At 62.9% G+C, this 14,897-nt stretch carries 13 protein-coding genes; 7 read left to right on the top strand and 6 right to left on the bottom strand.

Annotated elements, in window-relative coordinates:
- Positions 1-315: 315 nt before the first annotated feature.
- On the top strand, positions 316-1,293 hold the full coding sequence (locus B3M58_RS18015) for a GntR family transcriptional regulator (RefSeq protein ID WP_296221182.1): 978 nt from the start codon (positions 316-318) through the stop codon (positions 1,291-1,293).
- A gap of 196 nt (positions 1,294-1,489) precedes the next feature.
- On the opposite strand, the gene B3M58_RS18010 is transcribed toward B3M58_RS18015, so the two are convergent.
- On the bottom strand, positions 1,490-3,025 hold the full coding sequence (locus B3M58_RS18010) for a UxaA family hydrolase (RefSeq protein WP_296221180.1): 1,536 nt from the start codon (positions 3,023-3,025) through the stop codon (positions 1,490-1,492).
- 258 nt (positions 3,026-3,283) lie between these two features.
- Here B3M58_RS18010 and B3M58_RS18005 point away from each other — a divergent pair, with 258 nt between their 5' ends.
- The 6 genes from B3M58_RS18005 (at position 3,284) to B3M58_RS17980 (ending at position 9,347) form a co-directional block, all read left to right on the top strand.
- Entirely contained in the window at positions 3,284-3,787 is a 504-nt protein-coding gene (locus B3M58_RS18005) for a TRAP transporter small permease (RefSeq protein WP_296221178.1), read from the top strand.
- A 69-nt stretch (positions 3,788-3,856) separates the two neighbouring features.
- A complete protein-coding gene (locus tag B3M58_RS18000; protein ID WP_296221690.1) occupies positions 3,857-5,134 on the top strand; it encodes a TRAP transporter large permease subunit in 1,278 nt (425 codons plus the stop codon).
- A 100-nt stretch (positions 5,135-5,234) separates the two neighbouring features.
- Positions 5,235-6,254, top strand: a complete 1,020-nt coding sequence (locus tag B3M58_RS17995; protein WP_296221177.1) for a TRAP transporter substrate-binding protein — start codon at positions 5,235-5,237, stop codon at positions 6,252-6,254.
- Positions 6,255-6,321: 67 nt separating this feature from the next.
- Complete coding sequence (locus tag B3M58_RS17990; RefSeq protein ID WP_296221176.1) at positions 6,322-7,239, top strand: NAD(P)-dependent oxidoreductase; 918 nt, start codon at positions 6,322-6,324, stop codon at positions 7,237-7,239.
- Positions 7,236-8,084, top strand: a complete 849-nt coding sequence (locus B3M58_RS17985) for a fumarylacetoacetate hydrolase family protein (RefSeq protein WP_296221174.1) — start codon at positions 7,236-7,238, stop codon at positions 8,082-8,084. Before B3M58_RS17990 ends, B3M58_RS17985 begins: the two co-directional genes overlap by 4 nt.
- A gap of 57 nt (positions 8,085-8,141) precedes the next feature.
- The gene (locus tag B3M58_RS17980; RefSeq protein WP_296221173.1) at positions 8,142-9,347 is read left to right on the top strand and encodes an alpha-hydroxy acid oxidase; all 1,206 of its coding nucleotides are present in this window, start codon (positions 8,142-8,144) and stop codon (positions 9,345-9,347) included.
- Positions 9,348-9,554: 207 nt separating this feature from the next.
- On the opposite strand, the gene B3M58_RS17975 is transcribed toward B3M58_RS17980, so the two are convergent.
- The 5 genes from B3M58_RS17975 to B3M58_RS17955 all read right to left on the bottom strand — a co-directional run bounded on the left by B3M58_RS17975 (position 9,555) and on the right by B3M58_RS17955 (position 14,753).
- Positions 9,555-10,601, bottom strand: coding sequence for an Ldh family oxidoreductase (locus B3M58_RS17975; protein ID WP_296221172.1), 1,047 nt, complete (start codon positions 10,599-10,601; stop codon positions 9,555-9,557).
- The gene (locus B3M58_RS17970) at positions 10,598-12,127 is read right to left on the bottom strand and encodes a tripartite tricarboxylate transporter permease (protein WP_296221170.1); all 1,530 of its coding nucleotides are present in this window, start codon (positions 12,125-12,127) and stop codon (positions 10,598-10,600) included. The genes B3M58_RS17975 and B3M58_RS17970 overlap by 4 nt, the downstream gene beginning before the upstream one ends.
- 10 nt (positions 12,128-12,137) lie before the next feature.
- Positions 12,138-12,593: a tripartite tricarboxylate transporter TctB family protein gene (locus B3M58_RS17965; protein ID WP_296221168.1), complete on the bottom strand. Its 456-nt coding sequence runs from the start codon at positions 12,591-12,593 to the stop codon at positions 12,138-12,140.
- Between the two features lie 68 nt (positions 12,594-12,661).
- Entirely contained in the window at positions 12,662-13,651 is a 990-nt protein-coding gene (locus B3M58_RS17960; RefSeq protein ID WP_296221166.1) for a tripartite tricarboxylate transporter substrate binding protein, read from the bottom strand.
- Positions 13,652-13,808: 157 nt separating this feature from the next.
- The gene (locus tag B3M58_RS17955) at positions 13,809-14,753 is read right to left on the bottom strand and encodes a LysR substrate-binding domain-containing protein (protein WP_296221164.1); all 945 of its coding nucleotides are present in this window, start codon (positions 14,751-14,753) and stop codon (positions 13,809-13,811) included.
- Positions 14,754-14,897 lie beyond the last annotated feature (144 nt).

Below are 14,897 nucleotides of genomic sequence, written 5' to 3'. Positions count from 1 at the left end.
CCACACCCTGCGAGCGCTCAGCGTTCGCGGGGTGTTTGCGTTTAGGGCGATATGCTTTATGCCGTGGTCCAGCAGCATCAACCGCTTCTGGCGCGGCTGCTTGGGGTATCGTGTGGCCCGTGCCAAAAAGTGATGGAGGTTGCTGGGGGGAAGCAATAAAGTACATTGCACGCAAAGTGACAAGGCCCGGCCCGCCCGTACCCGCTGGTTGAACAGCGATTTGCCCGGCTGCGCGAGTTTATGAGTGGGTGGTTCAGGCTTGTTACAGTTGTGCAGGTGACCCGCTCAAGCCAATGACAGTGAAAACAATAACGAATGAAAAAGCACCTCAACGATCAGCTGTATGACCTCATCGCCTCGAGCATCAACAAGGGCAGGCTGAAGCAAGGCACCTTGCTGCTCGAAGGGCCGCTGGCTGAGCTATTTGGGGTGAGCCGCTCGCCGGTGCGCCAGGCGCTCGTCAACCTGCATGAGAAAGGCCTGATCTGCACCTTTGACGGGCGCGGTTATCTGGTCGGGGCCGCGCCGGGCGAGGTGCTCAAGCGCAAGCTGGAACCCAGTGATTTCAAGCTGAGCGAAGGCAAGGGGCAAACCCCCCGGAAAACCGAAAGCTGGAAGGCGGTCTACGACCGGATTGAGCGCGACCTGCTGCATCAGTCGCTGTTCGGCACTTACCATATCAACGAGCTGGAGCTGTCGCGGCATTACTCGATCAGCCGCACGGTCTCCAGTCAGGTGCTGACACGCCTGTCGCTGATGGGGCTGGTGGAGCGCGATGAACGCTCGCGCTGGCAGTTGACGCAGTGGGATGAAGAGCGCCTGGGTGAGCTGTATGAGGTGCGCCGCCGCCTGGAACCATACGTGCTGATGCGCGCGGCGGAGTTTCTCAAGCCGAAGCAGCTCGACGGTTATATCGAGCGGCTCCATCACGCGATCAGCATCTACCCGAACATGGACAGCCGCCAGTTCGATGAGCTGGAGAGCGACCTGCACATCGAGACGCTGGGCCACTGCCCCAACCGGCAGATGTTGCAGATATTGCGGCGCACTCACGCGTTGCTCTTGTCGGGCAAACACATCCTGCTCGACAAGAGCTACTTCCCCGACGAAGAACCCTTCTTCCGCGAGCACCTGTACATCTTCGAGAACCTGCAGGCGGGCCGTGCCGACCTGGCGGCCCGCAGTATGGAAGAGCACCTGATCATCGCCGAGCGCAAGGTTCAGCAGCGCCTGGCGTATTTCCGCGAGCACAACCGCATCGCCGCGGTGCCGTATCTGGAGCGGCTTGCCTGAGCCGCTGTTTACGCTCGGTGGTATGCGAGCGTAAACAGCTGCTAGCAGGCCGTTGAAAAATGTAGCGAGCGAAGGCTAGGCAAGGCGAAATCAGGCGAAAAAGCGCAGTGTACGAGTTGTACATGAGCATTTTGAGACTGATTTCAACGCTGCATAGCCGAGCGCAGTAGTTTTTCAACGGTCTGCTACTGCGTGGTTAGGTGACCGCGCCTACCTGCCATGGAACAAATTCGTTGTCCCCGTAGTTGTACTGCTCGCTCTTGGACGGCGTCCCCGAGGCGATTTCGAGCAGGATGTCGAAGATCTTTTCGCCGGCCTCGGCAACACTCAGCTCACCGTCGACGATGCCGCCGCAGTTGATGTCCATGTCCTCTTCCAGGCGGCGGTACATGTCGGTGTTGGTCGCCAGTTTGATGCAGGGCGCCGGCTTGAAGCCGGATACCGAGCCGCGTCCGGTGGTAAAGCAGATCATGTTGGCGCCGGAGGCCACCTGGCCGGTCACCGACACCGGGTCATAGCCGGGGCTGTCCATGAACACGAAGCCGTGCTCGGTGATGGGTTCGCCCCATTCGTACACGCCGTTGAGCGAGGTGGAGCCGCCTTTGGCGGCGGCGCCGAGGGACTTTTCCAGGATGGTGGTGAGGCCGCCGGCCTTGTTGCCGGGGGAGGGGTTGTTGTTCAACTCTGCGCCGTTGATGCGGGTGTAGTTTTCCCACCAGGTCAGGCGATCAAGCAGTTTTTGCGCGATGTCGTGGCTGGTGGCGCGGGCGATCAGCAAGTGTTCGGCGCCGTAGATTTCCGGGGTTTCGCTGAGAATCGCCGTGCCTCCGTGGCGCACCAGCAGGTCGGCGGCGTAGCCGAGCGCCGGGTTGGCGGTGATCCCCGAGTAACCGTCGGAGCCGCCGCACTGCATGCCGACCATGATGTGTTCCACGCTCTCCGAGGTGCGCTCCAGGCGCCCGATGGCCGCCAGCATGTCGGTCACCTGGTCGATGGCCTTGGCGATGCTGGCCCGAGTGCCGCCGGCATTCTGGATGTTGAACACGCGGAAGTTCGGCCCTTCACTGAGGTTGTAGCGCTTCATCAGCGAGGAAATCTGGTTGGTCTCGCAACCCAGGCCGATGATCAGCGCACCGGCGATGTTGGGGTTGCAGGCATAGCCCCAGATGCTGCGTTCGAGAAACTTGAAACCTTCCGAATCGGTGTTGATAGCGCAGCCGCTGCCATGGGTCAGCGCGACCACGCCGTCGATGTTGTACTGCTTGAGCAATTCCGAGCCATTGAAGTGTGCGGCTACCGCACGGGAAACGGTGGCCGAGCAGTTCACCGTGGAGAGGATGCCGATATAGTTCCGCGTGCCCACGCGCCCGTCCGGGCGCCGGTAGCCCATGAAGCGGCGGCGCTGCTCAGGCGGCAGCACAGCGGTGCGCTCGATGACCGCTGGCAGCTCTTTGCTGGTGTGACTGTCGGGCATGGCCACGTTGTGGGTGTGGACATGCGCGCCGGCCGCGATGTCCTGGGTGGCGATGCCGATGACCTGGCCGTACTTGAGCACCTGCTGGCCTTTGGTGATGGCCCGTCGAGCGATTTTGTGGCCACTGGGAATTTCTTCCGCAGCGTCTAGACCAAGGCTTTCAACGCGCACTCCCTGTGCCAGCGACTTGCGTGCAACGGCGACTGAGTCGATGTCGCTGAGGATGACCACGGACTGATTCTGCGTGATGAGTTGCATGGGCTTTTTCTCGTTGTTGTTTTGTTGAGTGGCATCGATACTGACAAAAATGAACATTGCATGCAATATTTTTGGGTGTTATGGTCGCTGCCACATAGCCGCCAAGCGGCATACAAAAACAACAATGTGAGGCTCTACAGATGGTTCTAGCTGCCCATCGTTTCTGTTCTCCCAGCGTCGGCGTGCAGCGGCAATCTGCCCCGTTTGCGGCGCCTGTCTGCCGAGTGGCGAACTGCCCTGATCTGACGGGTGGTTGCCATGCTTAAGCTCATCGAAGGCTATTTCACCCTGCTCAAGGTGCTGGCGATCATCTGCCTGGTCACCATGGTGGTGTTGGTGTTCGGCAACGTGGTTCTGCGCTACGCGTTCAACGAGAGCATTCTGATTTCCGAAGAAATTTCCCGTTGGGCCTTTGTCTGGCTGACCTTCATTGGCGCGGTGGTGCTGCTGCGCGAGCGCGGTCACATGAGCGTGGACCTGGCACTGCGCGCATTGCCGGGTTGGGGCGAGCGCGGCTGCCTGATCGCGTCGCAGTTGCTGATGCTGCTCTGCTCGGGCCTGTTCTTCTGGGGCAGCTGGCAGCAGATGCAGATCAACTGGACCGTACCGTCACCGGTCGCCGGCTGGTCGATGGGCCTGTTCTATGGCTCCGGGGTGTTCTTCGGGGTGTCGGCCTGCGCCATTCATCTTTACGAAATCGTGCGGCTGGCCCGTGGCGGCGATATCCATCGCCCGGACATCTTGGCCGATGCGCATCCGTAGTACGCCCGCTGGCATGCCGCCGACAGCTGGCGGCGCTCTCCACATAATAAAAACCGGAGTGGTGTGATGATCATCATCGCGATATTCGTATTCTCCCTGCTGGGTGCCATGGCGATCGGCGTGCCGATTTCCTACGCACTGATTCTCTGTGCGCTGGCCATGATGTATCACCTCGATCTGTTCGATGCGCAGATCGTCGCCCAGGGTCTGGTCAATGGGGCGGACAGCTTTCCGCTGATGGCTGTGCCGTTCTTCATGCTGGCCGGCGAGTTGATGAACGCGGGCGGCCTTTCCAAGCGCATCGTCACTATGGCGGTCGCGTTGGTCGGGCATATCAAGGGTGGTCTGGGGTATGTGACCATCCTCGCGGCCTGCGTGCTGGCCAGCCTCTCCGGTTCGGCCGCCGCCGACGCTGCTGCCCTGGCGGCCTTGCTGGTGCCGATGATGGTTAAGGTCGGGCATGACCGGGCGACCGCGGCGGGTCTGGTGGCCGCATCCGGGATCATCGCGCCGGTGCTGCCGCCGTCGATTGGTTTGATCCTGTTCGGGGTGGCGGCCAATGTCTCGATTACCAAGCTGTTCCTGGCCGGGATCGCGCCGGGGCTGATGATGGGCCTCTCGCTGTGCGTCGCCTGGTACCTCGTGTCCAACCGCGAAACCCTGATCACCCGGCCGCGTGCGCCACTCAAGGAAATACTCAAGGCCTTCTATGAAGGGGTCTGGGCGCTGCTGCTGCCGGTGATCATTCTGGTTGGCCTGCGCGCCGGGGTCTTCACGCCGACCGAAGCGGGCGTGGTCGCTGCGGTGTATGCGCTGTTCGTCTCGCTGGTGATCTACCGGGAACTGACCTGGAAGAGCATGTACCAGGTGCTGCTGTCCTCGGTCATGACCACGGCGATGGTGATGTTCCTGGTGGCCTCGGCGATGGTGGCGGCCTGGATGATCACCGTGGCCGACCTGCCGAGTTCGGTAGTCGGGGTGCTGGAGCCGTTGATGGACAGCCCGCGCCTGCTGATGCTGCTGATCGTGGCGATCATCGTAGTCATCGGCATGGCGATGGATATGTCGCCGATCATTCTGATCCTGGCGCCGGTGATGATGCCGGTGGCGGTCGAGGCGGGTATCGACCCGATCTACTTCGGCGTGATCTTTGTCATGACCTGCGCCATCGGCCTGATTACCCCACCCGTTGGGCTGGTGCTCAACGTCGTCGCCGGGGTGTCGAAGATCGACTTCCTGGCCACTGCCCGCGGCGTGTTGCCGTTCCTGCTGGCGGAGTTGCTGGTGATTGGCCTGCTGTTGGCCTTCCCACAGCTGCTGCTGGTTCCGGCGCAATGGTTTTTCTAAACGGATACCCCACATCGGCTACCGGGCGTAGCGGATGTGAACGGGCGCATGCCCACTTTCATGCCAACAACGGCAGTAATAAAAACAAGAGGACGTAGCCATGAAATTCATTCCTAAAGCACTGACTGCACTGCTCTGCTCTTCCGCGCTGTTGGTGTCTGCTGCCGCTCATGCGGACGAAATCAACCGGCACACCCTCAAAGTCGCGTTTGTGCAGGCCAAGGATCACCCGCATGGCCTGGGGGCACAGAAGTTCGCGGAAATCATCAAAGAGAAAAGCGCCGGCAAGATGAAGGTCATGGTCTTCGCCAGCGGCACGCTGGGTGGCGATGCCCAGGTGATTTCGTCGGTGCAGGGCGGCACTGTGGACATGACCCTGGTTACCCCAGGCCTGCTGACCGGTATCGAGAAAGGCTTTGGTCTGTACGGCTTGCCGTTCCTGTTCCAGAACGCGGAAGAGGTCGATGCGGTGCTCGATGGCCCCGCCGGACAAAACCTGCTGAGCACCCTGGAGCCGCACGGCATTGTCGGCCTCGGGTATTGGGACCATGGCTTCCGCCACGTCACCAACAGCAAGCGCCCGGTGAACAACCTGGAAGACATCAAGGGCCTGAAACTGCGTCTGCAGCAGATCCCGACGGCCATCGAAACCTTCAAGGCCCTGGGCGCCAACGTGGTGCCGCTGTCGTTCACCGAGCTCTATACCGCGCTGGAAACCCACACGGTTGATGGCCAGGAGAACCCGCTGGCGGCCATCGAAACCTCAAAGTTCTACGAAGTGCAGAAATACCTGTCGCTGACCGGCCACTTCTACGACCCGCTGGTGGCGATCTTCAGCAAGCGCACCTGGGACAAGTTCAACGAGAGCGAGCGTCAGTTGGTGCGTGCCGCGTCCCTCGAAGCGCAAGCCTACGAGCGCAAGGTTTCCCGCGAAATGGCGGTGAGTTCGCGTGATGTGCTGGCCAAGCAGGGCATGCACATCAACGAAGTGGCCCCGGCCGAAATCGAGCGCATGCGTGAGGTGGTTCGTCCGGCCAGCGAGAAGCTGATTGCCGAATACGGTCCTGACCTGATGGCAGCCATGAACGCCGAAATCGCCAAGGTCCGCTCTACGCAATAACCCCTGAGCCACATGGCCGGCGCGCCCGCGCCGGCATCTTGGATCTGCACGCAACGTGGGTATCGCAATGACAGCTATCAATGTTGGGTTTATCGGCCTCGGGCTGATGGGCCATGCCATGGCCGCCAATATCCAGAAGAAGGGCTTTGCCCTCGGTGTGATGGCGCACCGTAATCGCCAGCCGGTTGACGACCTGGTCGGCAAGGGGGCTCGGGAGTTTGCCAGCGCCGCAGCGCTGACCCGCGCCATGGACGTGGTGCTGCTGTGCCTGCCGGGCACGGCCGAGGTGAGCAAGGCGCTGGCCGGCGAGCAGGGTGTGTTGGCCGGCTTGCGTCCGGGGCAGATCGTGGTCGATTGCAGCACAGGCGATCCCAACCGTACCGCCGAGCTGGCCGCGCAAGTGCGCGAACGCGGTGGTCATTACCTCGATGCGCCGGTCAACCGCACCCCCAAAGATGCCGTGCTGGGGCGTCTCAACGTCCTGGCGGGGGGCGATGCCGAGGTGCTGGACCAGGTGCGCCCGGTGCTGGCGTGCTTCGCCGAGACCATCCATCACCTGGGGCCGCTGGGTTCGGGGCACAAGGCCAAGGTGATCCACAACTTTATTTCCCAGGGCAACGCGACGATCCTCGCCGAGGCCTTCTGCACGGCGGCGAAGAACCACATCGACCTGGCCGCCTTCGCGGAAATTTGCAGCATGAGTGGCGGCTACAGCCGCACCTTCGAACGGATCATTCCCTACGTGTTGAGCGGCGATGACTCCGGTCAGCAGTTCGCCTTGGCCAACTGCGAAAAGGACATGCGCTATTACACCGAGCTGACCAAATCGACCCCCGCCACCGCCATGGTCGCCGATGCGGTGTACCAGACCTTCATGTTGGCCAAGGCCCTCGGCCACGGCGACAAGTACGTGCCGCGTCTGTTTGATGTATTGGGGGAAATCAATGGCGTGCGCGTGCGCGCCAGCGCGGAGAACAAGGCATGAAGCTGTTGCGTTATGGCCCGCCCGGCCAGGAAAAACCGGCGATCGTGGCTGCCGACGGCAGCCTGCGCGACCTGTCTGCGCATGTGCTGGACATCAGCCCGCGCACGCTCGATCCACAGGTGCTCGCGGAGTTGCGCGCGCTGGATCTCGACAGCCTGCCGACGGTCGAGGCGGGCGTGCGTATTGCGGCGCCCATCGCCAGCATCGGCAAGCTGGTGTGTGTCGGCCTGAACTATGCCGACCACGCCAAGGAATCGAACCTGCCGGTGCCCAGCGAACCGGTGCTGTTCATGAAGGCGACCAGCGCGATCTGCGGGCCGAACGATCGGGTGATCATCCCGCGCGGCGCGCAAAAGACCGACTGGGAGGTGGAGCTGGGCATCGTTATCGGCCGCAAGGCGCAGTATGTCGAGCGCGAGAAAGCCCTGGAGCATGTTGCCGGTTACTGCATCGTCAACGATGTCTCCGAGCGCGCCTTCCAGCACGAGCGAGGCGGCTCGTGGGACAAGGGCAAGGGCTGCGATACCTTCGCGCCCATCGGCCCCTGGCTGGTGACGGCCGATGAGATTGCCGACCTGCGTGACCTCGACCTGCGCCTGAGCGTGAACGGTGAGCTACGCCAGCGGGGCAACACCCACACCATGATCTTCGCCATCGATGAAATCGTCAGCTACATCAGCCAGTTCATGACCCTCAACCCCGGCGATGTGATCTGCACCGGGACGCCACCGGGCGTCGGCGCGGGCATGCAGCCGCCGCAGTTCCTCAAGCCGGGCGACCGCATGCGCCTGAGCATCAGCGGTCTGGGCGAGCAGTGCCAGGACGTTGTCGCCTGGCCGGGTTGATCGAGCGGGGCGTCGCAGCATCGAGGCGCCCCCGGCATTTGTATTAGGGGTTAGCACATGCAACGACGCTTGTATCCTGGGCGAGATTTTCGTCGGGCACAGAATATTGCCGAGCTGCGCGAAATGGCTCGGCGCCGTCTGCCCAACTTCTCTTTCGAGTACGTCGAGGGGGGCGCCGATGACGAGTTCACCTTGCAGCGCAACCGTTCGATTTTCGAGAGCGTGACGTTGCAACCGCGAACGCTGCGGGACGTCGGTGGGCGCGATCTGCAACGCCGCTTCTTTGGCCAAACCGCCGAGTTGCCGTTTATGATCGGCCCGACCGGCTTCAACGGTCTGCTGACGCGCGATGGCGATCTGCACCTGGCGCGAGCGGCGGCCAAGGCCGGTATCCCCTTTGTGTTGAGCAATGCCTCGACCACGTCGATCGAGGATATTGCCGCGGTCGAGGGCGTCCGCGCCTGGATGCAAATCTACCTGTATCGCACCCGCGACCACGTGGCCAAGCTGGTCGAACGGGTCAAGCGCTTGAATCTCGAAGCCATTGTGGTGACCACCGATAGCGCCATTTTCGGGAACCGCGAGTGGGACAAACGCAACTACGCGAAACCGCTGCACCTCGACCTGCGCAATCGCCTGGATGTGCTCCGCCATCCCGACTGGATCTGGGATGTGCTGGTGCCTGACGGCGTGCCGCGCTTCAAGAACCTGGGCGATCTATTGCCGCCCGGCAAGGATTCGGTCAAGGGCGCGGCCAGCGCCCTGGCCGCCGAGCTTGATCCGACCCTGAGTTGGGACGACATCGCCTGGTTGCGCGATATCTGGCAGGGCAAGCTGATCGTCAAGGGCATGATCCACCCGGACGATGCGCGGCTGGCGCTGCAGTACGGCGTCGATGGCGTGGTGCTGTCCAACCATGGCGGGCGTCAGCTCGACGGCGCGGTGTCGGCGCTGGAAACCCTGCCGGAGGTGGTGCGCCTCAGTCAGGGGCGGATGGCGGTGTTTCTCGATGGCGGCTTCCGCCGTGGCAGCGATATCGCCAAGGCGCTGTTGCTGGGCGCCAGCGGTGTACTGATTGGGCGCGCCGGGCTCTATGGCCTGGCGGCAGGCAAGGGGCCGGGCGCAGCGCATGCCATCGAGATCCTGCGCAGCGAACTGGACCGTACGCTTGGGCTACTCGGTTGCGCCAGCCTCGAGGAACTGACCCCAGACTTGATTCACGCGCCGCACTGGCGTGCGCTGGCTGAAGCCATACGGCGGTAAATCCAGGCTAAAAAAGAAGGGGCGGTTTAACCGCCCCTTTTTTATGGACTACCCGTAGTCCGGCGCCTGCGTGCTGGCTGGGTAGGAGGGGCCTTGGCCGCGAGTTGAGCGCGCTTAGACCGCATCCGGTGGACAAGCCTTCGTACGAGGCGAGGTAGGGTGGGCATGCTTGGCCGCTATTAATGACCGGGGGAGCGGGGCAGCCCCTTAGAACGGGTACGCACAACCTGCTTCGGTCGCGGCCCCACGCAGTGCGGCGAGGACGTCTGCGGGCAGTTCCAGCCCTTGTTCGAAGGCCTTCTGCCGGCGGCCGATGCCGGCGTGGCCGGGCATGCGTACCGGGCTTTGCGGCAGGCGCGGGCGGCTGGCCAGGCAGGCGTCGACGAAGTGATCCATCTCCGCCTTGAACGGTTCGGTACCGCCGAAGAACTCGGGGTCGAAGGTCAGTACCGTGACCGCCGCGCCCCATTGCTTGACGCCATCCTTGCGGCCAAAGCCGCCCAGACCGGCGGTCAGCGCTTCCACCATGGTGCCCAGGGCGAAGCCCTTGTGGCCGAACTCCAGGCTGCCCAGGGGCAGGATGCTGCCTGGCGGGCTGGTGAAATAGGCGGCGGTGTCACGGGTCGGTTGGCCATCCTGGCCGATCAGGGCCGGGTGCTCCAGCTGGCCACCGGCCTGGTGGGTCTTGTTGACCAGGCCGTTGGTGATGGTCGACATACTGACGTCGATGAGAATCGGCTTGGCGCCGGTGGGGATGCCGATCCCCAGCGGGTTGGGGGTGTACACCGGGTCCAGCCCGCCATGCGGCGCCACCGAGGCGACGGCCGGGTCCGAGGTCAGCACCAGGGGCATCAGACCCTGGTCGGTGTAACGCTGCAGGTAGGCGGCCAGGCAGGCGATGTGGTGCGAGCGGCGGATGCTGGCCACGCCGATGCCGAAGGTGCGCGCGGCCTGGGCGGTGAAATCCAGCGCCCGCTCCACGCAGTAGGGGCCGAGCAGGTAGTCGGCGTCGTAGAGCACCGCCGCCGGGCTCTGCTTGACGATGCGCAGGCTCTCGGCGTTGCCTTTGGCGTGGCCATTGCGCAGGTCTTTCAGGTAACCCTGGGCCAGTTTTACCCCGTGGGTGTGATGGCCGAGCAGGTCGCCTTCTACTAGCACCCGGCTGACCACGCTGGCCACTTCCGGGCTGACGTCGGTGTCGAGGAACAGCTGTTCGATGAAGTTTTCGAGTTGCTGCGGGGCGATACGGCTCATTCAATGGCTTCCTTGGTCGGGGGCAGGGCGGCGGGATAGCGCGCGCGCCAGAGCTTGGCGATCAGCGGGAACAGGGCGATCAGCAGGACGAGTAGGCCCAGGCAGGCGCTGATTGGGCGCTCGATAAAGGCCAGCAGGTTGCCGTTGGCCTTGATCATCGAAGTCATGAAGTTGCTTTCCAGGATATTGCCCAGCACCAGGCCGAGAATCGCCGGGGCGATGGGGAAGTCGGCGGTGGCGATCAGGTAGGCGGCGACGCCACAGGCCAGCATGATCCACACGTCGGTCAGGCTGTTATTGATGGCGAAGGCACCGACGATGCAGAAGCACAGGATGATCGGCATCAGCACGCGGGTCGGCGTGACGGCGAAGACATGCGCGCTGCGAATCGCCAGGTAACCGATCGGCAGGAGGATCAGGTTGGCGACGAAGAAGGCGGTGAACAGGCCGTAAGCCATGGCGCTGTTGTCCATGAAGATGGTCGGGCCGGGGTTCATGCCTTTCATGTACAGCACGCCAATCACGATCGCGGTGATCGAGTCGCCGGGGATGCCGAACACCAGTGCCGGCACCCAGGCGCCCGCGACCGCGGAGTTGTTCGCCGAGCTGGCATCGACCAGCCCCTCGATATGGCCGGTGCCATACGCTTCGGGGGTTTTCGAACGCTTCTTGCTGACCGCATACGAGATCCAGGCCGCGATGTCCGCGCCGGCACCGGGCAGGGCACCGATAAAGGCGCCCAGGGTGCTGCCGCGAATGACGTTTTTCCAGTAGCGCTTGAGGTGCGTGGGCACCTGGCCAAACACGCTGCCGTGCTGCGGGGCGATGGTCTGTGTGGTGCGGCCGCCGGTGAGCTTGTGCTGGCCGTAGAGCTTCATCACCTCGTACATGGCGAAGAAGCCGATCATCACCGGAATGAAGTTAATGCCCCCCATCAGGTCCGGCACATCGAAGGTGAAGCGCGGCGCGCCGGTGACCAGGTCCAGGCCCACGGTGGCCAGCAGCAGGCCGACCATCAGCGAGAGGAAGCCCTTGACGGCCGAGCCCGGGGAAATGAATACCGCGCTGCCCAGGCCGAGCAGCGCCAGCCAGAAGTATTCGTACGAGCTGAAGTTGAGGGCGAATTCGGCCAGTGAGGGGGCGACCATCACCAGCACCAGCGTGCCGGCCAGGCCACCGATCATCGAGCAGGTCACGTTGACGCCCAGGCATTCGCGGGCGCGGCCTAGCCTGCCCAGGGCGGCAGAGTCGGCGACATAGGCCGCCGAGGCGGGTGTGCCGGGAATGTTCAGGTAGGTGGCGGGAATGTCGCCGGCGAAGATCGCCATGGCGGCGGTGGTGATGATTGCGGCAATCGCGGCCGTGGGTTCCATGGCAAAGGTGATCGGCACCAGCAGGGCCACCGCCATGGTCGCCGAAAGGCCGGGGATGGCGCCGACGAAGACGCCGAAAACTGCCGCGATGAGGATCACCAGCAACGTCTGGAGGTTGAAGACGAGGAGCATTCCATCAAGTAATTCGTTCATACGTGACTCCTCAGAAACCCAGCGGTCCGACTGGAAGGGGAACCTTGAGCAGGTGGCCGAAGGACAGGCTGATCACGGCGGTAGCGGCCACGCTGATGGCCACGGCGGGCAGTATGCGAACGCCTTGCTGGACCAGCAGCACCAGCATGATCAACAGCATCGTCAAGGCCGCGCCGAGGGTTTCGTTGAACAGGATGTAGACGACCACCATCAGGCACGGCAGCGCCACGCCCAGAGTGCTGCGCAAGAAGCCGCTCGGCAGGCGGATGGCAACGCTGCTTTGACGTATCTGGCCCAGTGCGGTGAAGCTGAGGACGCTGCCCGCGCCGATCATGCCGATGGCAATCAGGGTGGGGAACAGGTCGGCGCCATACTGCATACCCGGTACTGCTGGGAAATCTTGCGCCAGGATGATGACGGCGATACCTAACGCGACGAAGGTCATGCCGAATACGAGGTCTTTCATAGCGGTGTTCTCTTACAGCGGGGCAAAGACAGACGACGCCCCTGAGGGCGTCGCGACGGTTCGGCGGGTTACTTCTTCATGCCGATCTTTTCGATGATATCGCCCATGTAAGTGTTGTTCGCTTCGAGGAAGGCAGCGAAACCCGCGGCGTCATGCCACTCCACCCCGAAGCCGAGCTTGCGCATGTAACTCTGGTATTGCTCCGAGTTGTAGGCTTTTTCCAGCGCGGCTTCGAGCGTGTTGACGATTTCCGGTGGCAGGCCCTTGGGCCCGGCCACACCGCGCCACTCGCCCAGTGAGTAGTCGCTGCCGATGCTTTCCTTGAGCGTCGGAATGGTCGGGAAGGCCGGGTTGCGCTCCGGCGAGAGAATGGCCAGGCCCTTGGCCTTGCCGGCTTCGATCATCGAGCGAGCCTCGGGCACCGAGGTCGGCACCAGTTGGATACTGCCGGCAGCCAGTTCGACCATCGCCGGTGCTGCACCCTGGCTTGGGACGAAGGTGATCTTCTCCGGTGCGATACCCTGCTCCAGCAGCAGACCCGAGAAGGCCACATGCCAGATGCCGCCGAGCCCGGTGCCGGAGGCCATGATGGTGCCCTTGGGCTCGTTGCGGATGGCGTCGAGCAATTCGCTGACGCTGTTGTACGGCGAATCCGCCGCTACCTGCACGCCCGGGTAGTCATAGTTGGTCATGCCGATCGGCGTGTAATCCTTGTAGGTCAGCTTGGTCAGACCCTGCCAGTGCATCATGTTCAACTCGCCGGTGATGAAGCCCAGCGTGTAGCCATCCGGCTTGGCCGCGGCCATCACGCTATGGCCGACGACACCGTTGCCGCCGGCACGGTTGACCACGTTGATGGTGACGCCGAGTTCGCTTTCCAGTGCTGCGGCAATCCCCCGTGCAGCGGCGTCGCTACCGCCACCCGCGGCCCAGGGCACGATCAGTTGAATGGGTTTTTCCGGGTAGGCCGCCATGGCCATGGGCGAGACAAAGAGTGCGCAGAGCAGAAGGGATTTCAAGGTACGGCGCGAGGCGCGCACAGCCTGGTACGAAAGCATGACAGTCACCTGTTGAAATTATTGTCAGTGATCGCGTCGACGCACCGTGGTGCGCGGTCGCGATAGCCCGTACTGGAGAGCCGGGCATGGGTTGCACGCTATTGTCTGACAAGCGTGGCTGTCTAATGAGGCTTTGTAATCAAGCCATAACGAACAGTTATTCGCGGCGGCCCAGGACCTGCTGCAATGCCGCGCAGAACTGCTCGGCATTCGCCGACAATGGCTCGTTGCGGCGGCGGATCAGGCCGTAGCCGAGCGATGGGGTTTGCAGCGGTGGTTGCAGCACGACCAACTGACCGAGGGCGACCTGTTGCAGGGCGATGGATTCGGGGAGCAGCGCCAGGGATTGGTTGTGATGCAGCAGGTGCAGTGTCGATTGCACCGAGGCGGTTTCCACCCGGTTGCCAGGGAAGCGAATGCCGGCATCGGTAAAGGCCTGTTCGATCATCCGCCGCAACGGCGTGTGGGACGGATAGACCACCCAGGGCCATTGCTCCAGGTCGCTGGCGCTGGGCGTGGCCTCCAGGGCCAGGGGATGGCCCGCGTCGGCGCATAGCAGGAAGGGCTCGCTGGCCAACTCCTCGTAGCTGAAATTCTCCGGCTGATGCGGCTCTATAAAGCGCCCGATGACCAGATCCAGCTGCTTGTGCAGGAGCATCTGCAGCAGGTGGTCGCTGGTGTGTTCGAGCAGTTCGAGGGTCAGCAGCGGGCGTTGCTGTTTCAGCTGCAACAGGGTGGCGGGCACCACCTGCGCGGTTGCGGCAAAGATGGCGCCGATACGCAGATGGCCGTACCCGCCTTGGCGAAGCGTTTGCAATTCCTGGGAGAAATGCCGGCAATCATTCAGTGTGCGCCGGGCGAAGGCGATCACCACTTGGCCGAGCTCGGTGGCGACCAATTCGCGGGGCTGGCGCTCGAACAGCGGGAAGTCGAGCAACTGTTCGATCTCGCGCAGCATCTTGCTCACGGCTGGTTGGCTGAGCCCCATCTGCTGCGCGGTGGCGTGCATGTTGGCGGTGTCGGCCAGGGTTTCGATCAGCTGTAGATGGCGCAAGCGCAGCCAGTTGTGCAGGGCGGGGAGCTTGCTCAGATTAACTGTCATGGACCTACCAGGGAGTTCGTGGCGATAACCAACGTGCATCAGGCCTTGACGATTCGTCATTGGTCGGCGGCGCAAGTGCTTGGCTATGGTCGCACAGCATCGGCCGTAGCCTCCATTGATCTGTGTCGCTCGGCTGCCTCCCCA

It is taken from the genome of Pseudomonas sp. UBA2684 (genome assembly GCA_002354655.1).
Taxonomy (GTDB): domain Bacteria; phylum Pseudomonadota; class Gammaproteobacteria; order Pseudomonadales; family Pseudomonadaceae; genus Aquipseudomonas.
The sequence above is the reverse complement of the archived record's forward strand: the minus strand, read 5'-3'. Positions and strand labels throughout refer to the sequence as shown.

What these genes read in the sequence shown, in the direction of transcription:
- B3M58_RS17995 (WP_296221177.1), top strand. Translation starts at nt 5,235, where the DNA reads ATGAAATTCATTCCTAAAGCACTGACTGCACTGCTCTGCTCTTCCGCG.
- B3M58_RS17960 (WP_296221166.1), bottom strand. Translation starts at nt 13,651, where the DNA reads ATGCTTTCGTACCAGGCTGTGCGCGCCTCGCGCCGTACCTTGAAATCC.
- B3M58_RS17970 (WP_296221170.1), bottom strand. Translation starts at nt 12,127, where the DNA reads ATGAACGAATTACTTGATGGAATGCTCCTCGTCTTCAACCTCCAGACG.
- B3M58_RS17985 (WP_296221174.1), top strand. Translation starts at nt 7,236, where the DNA reads ATGAAGCTGTTGCGTTATGGCCCGCCCGGCCAGGAAAAACCGGCGATC.
- B3M58_RS17975 (WP_296221172.1), bottom strand. Translation starts at nt 10,601, where the DNA reads ATGAGCCGTATCGCCCCGCAGCAACTCGAAAACTTCATCGAACAGCTG.
- B3M58_RS18010 (WP_296221180.1), bottom strand. Translation starts at nt 3,025, where the DNA reads ATGCAACTCATCACGCAGAATCAGTCCGTGGTCATCCTCAGCGACATC.
- B3M58_RS17990 (WP_296221176.1), top strand. Translation starts at nt 6,322, where the DNA reads ATGACAGCTATCAATGTTGGGTTTATCGGCCTCGGGCTGATGGGCCAT.
- B3M58_RS18015 (WP_296221182.1), top strand. Translation starts at nt 316, where the DNA reads ATGAAAAAGCACCTCAACGATCAGCTGTATGACCTCATCGCCTCGAGC.
- B3M58_RS17965 (WP_296221168.1), bottom strand. Translation starts at nt 12,593, where the DNA reads ATGAAAGACCTCGTATTCGGCATGACCTTCGTCGCGTTAGGTATCGCC.
- B3M58_RS17955 (WP_296221164.1), bottom strand. Translation starts at nt 14,753, where the DNA reads ATGACAGTTAATCTGAGCAAGCTCCCCGCCCTGCACAACTGGCTGCGC.
- B3M58_RS18005 (WP_296221178.1), top strand. Translation starts at nt 3,284, where the DNA reads ATGCTTAAGCTCATCGAAGGCTATTTCACCCTGCTCAAGGTGCTGGCG.
- B3M58_RS17980 (WP_296221173.1), top strand. Translation starts at nt 8,142, where the DNA reads ATGCAACGACGCTTGTATCCTGGGCGAGATTTTCGTCGGGCACAGAAT.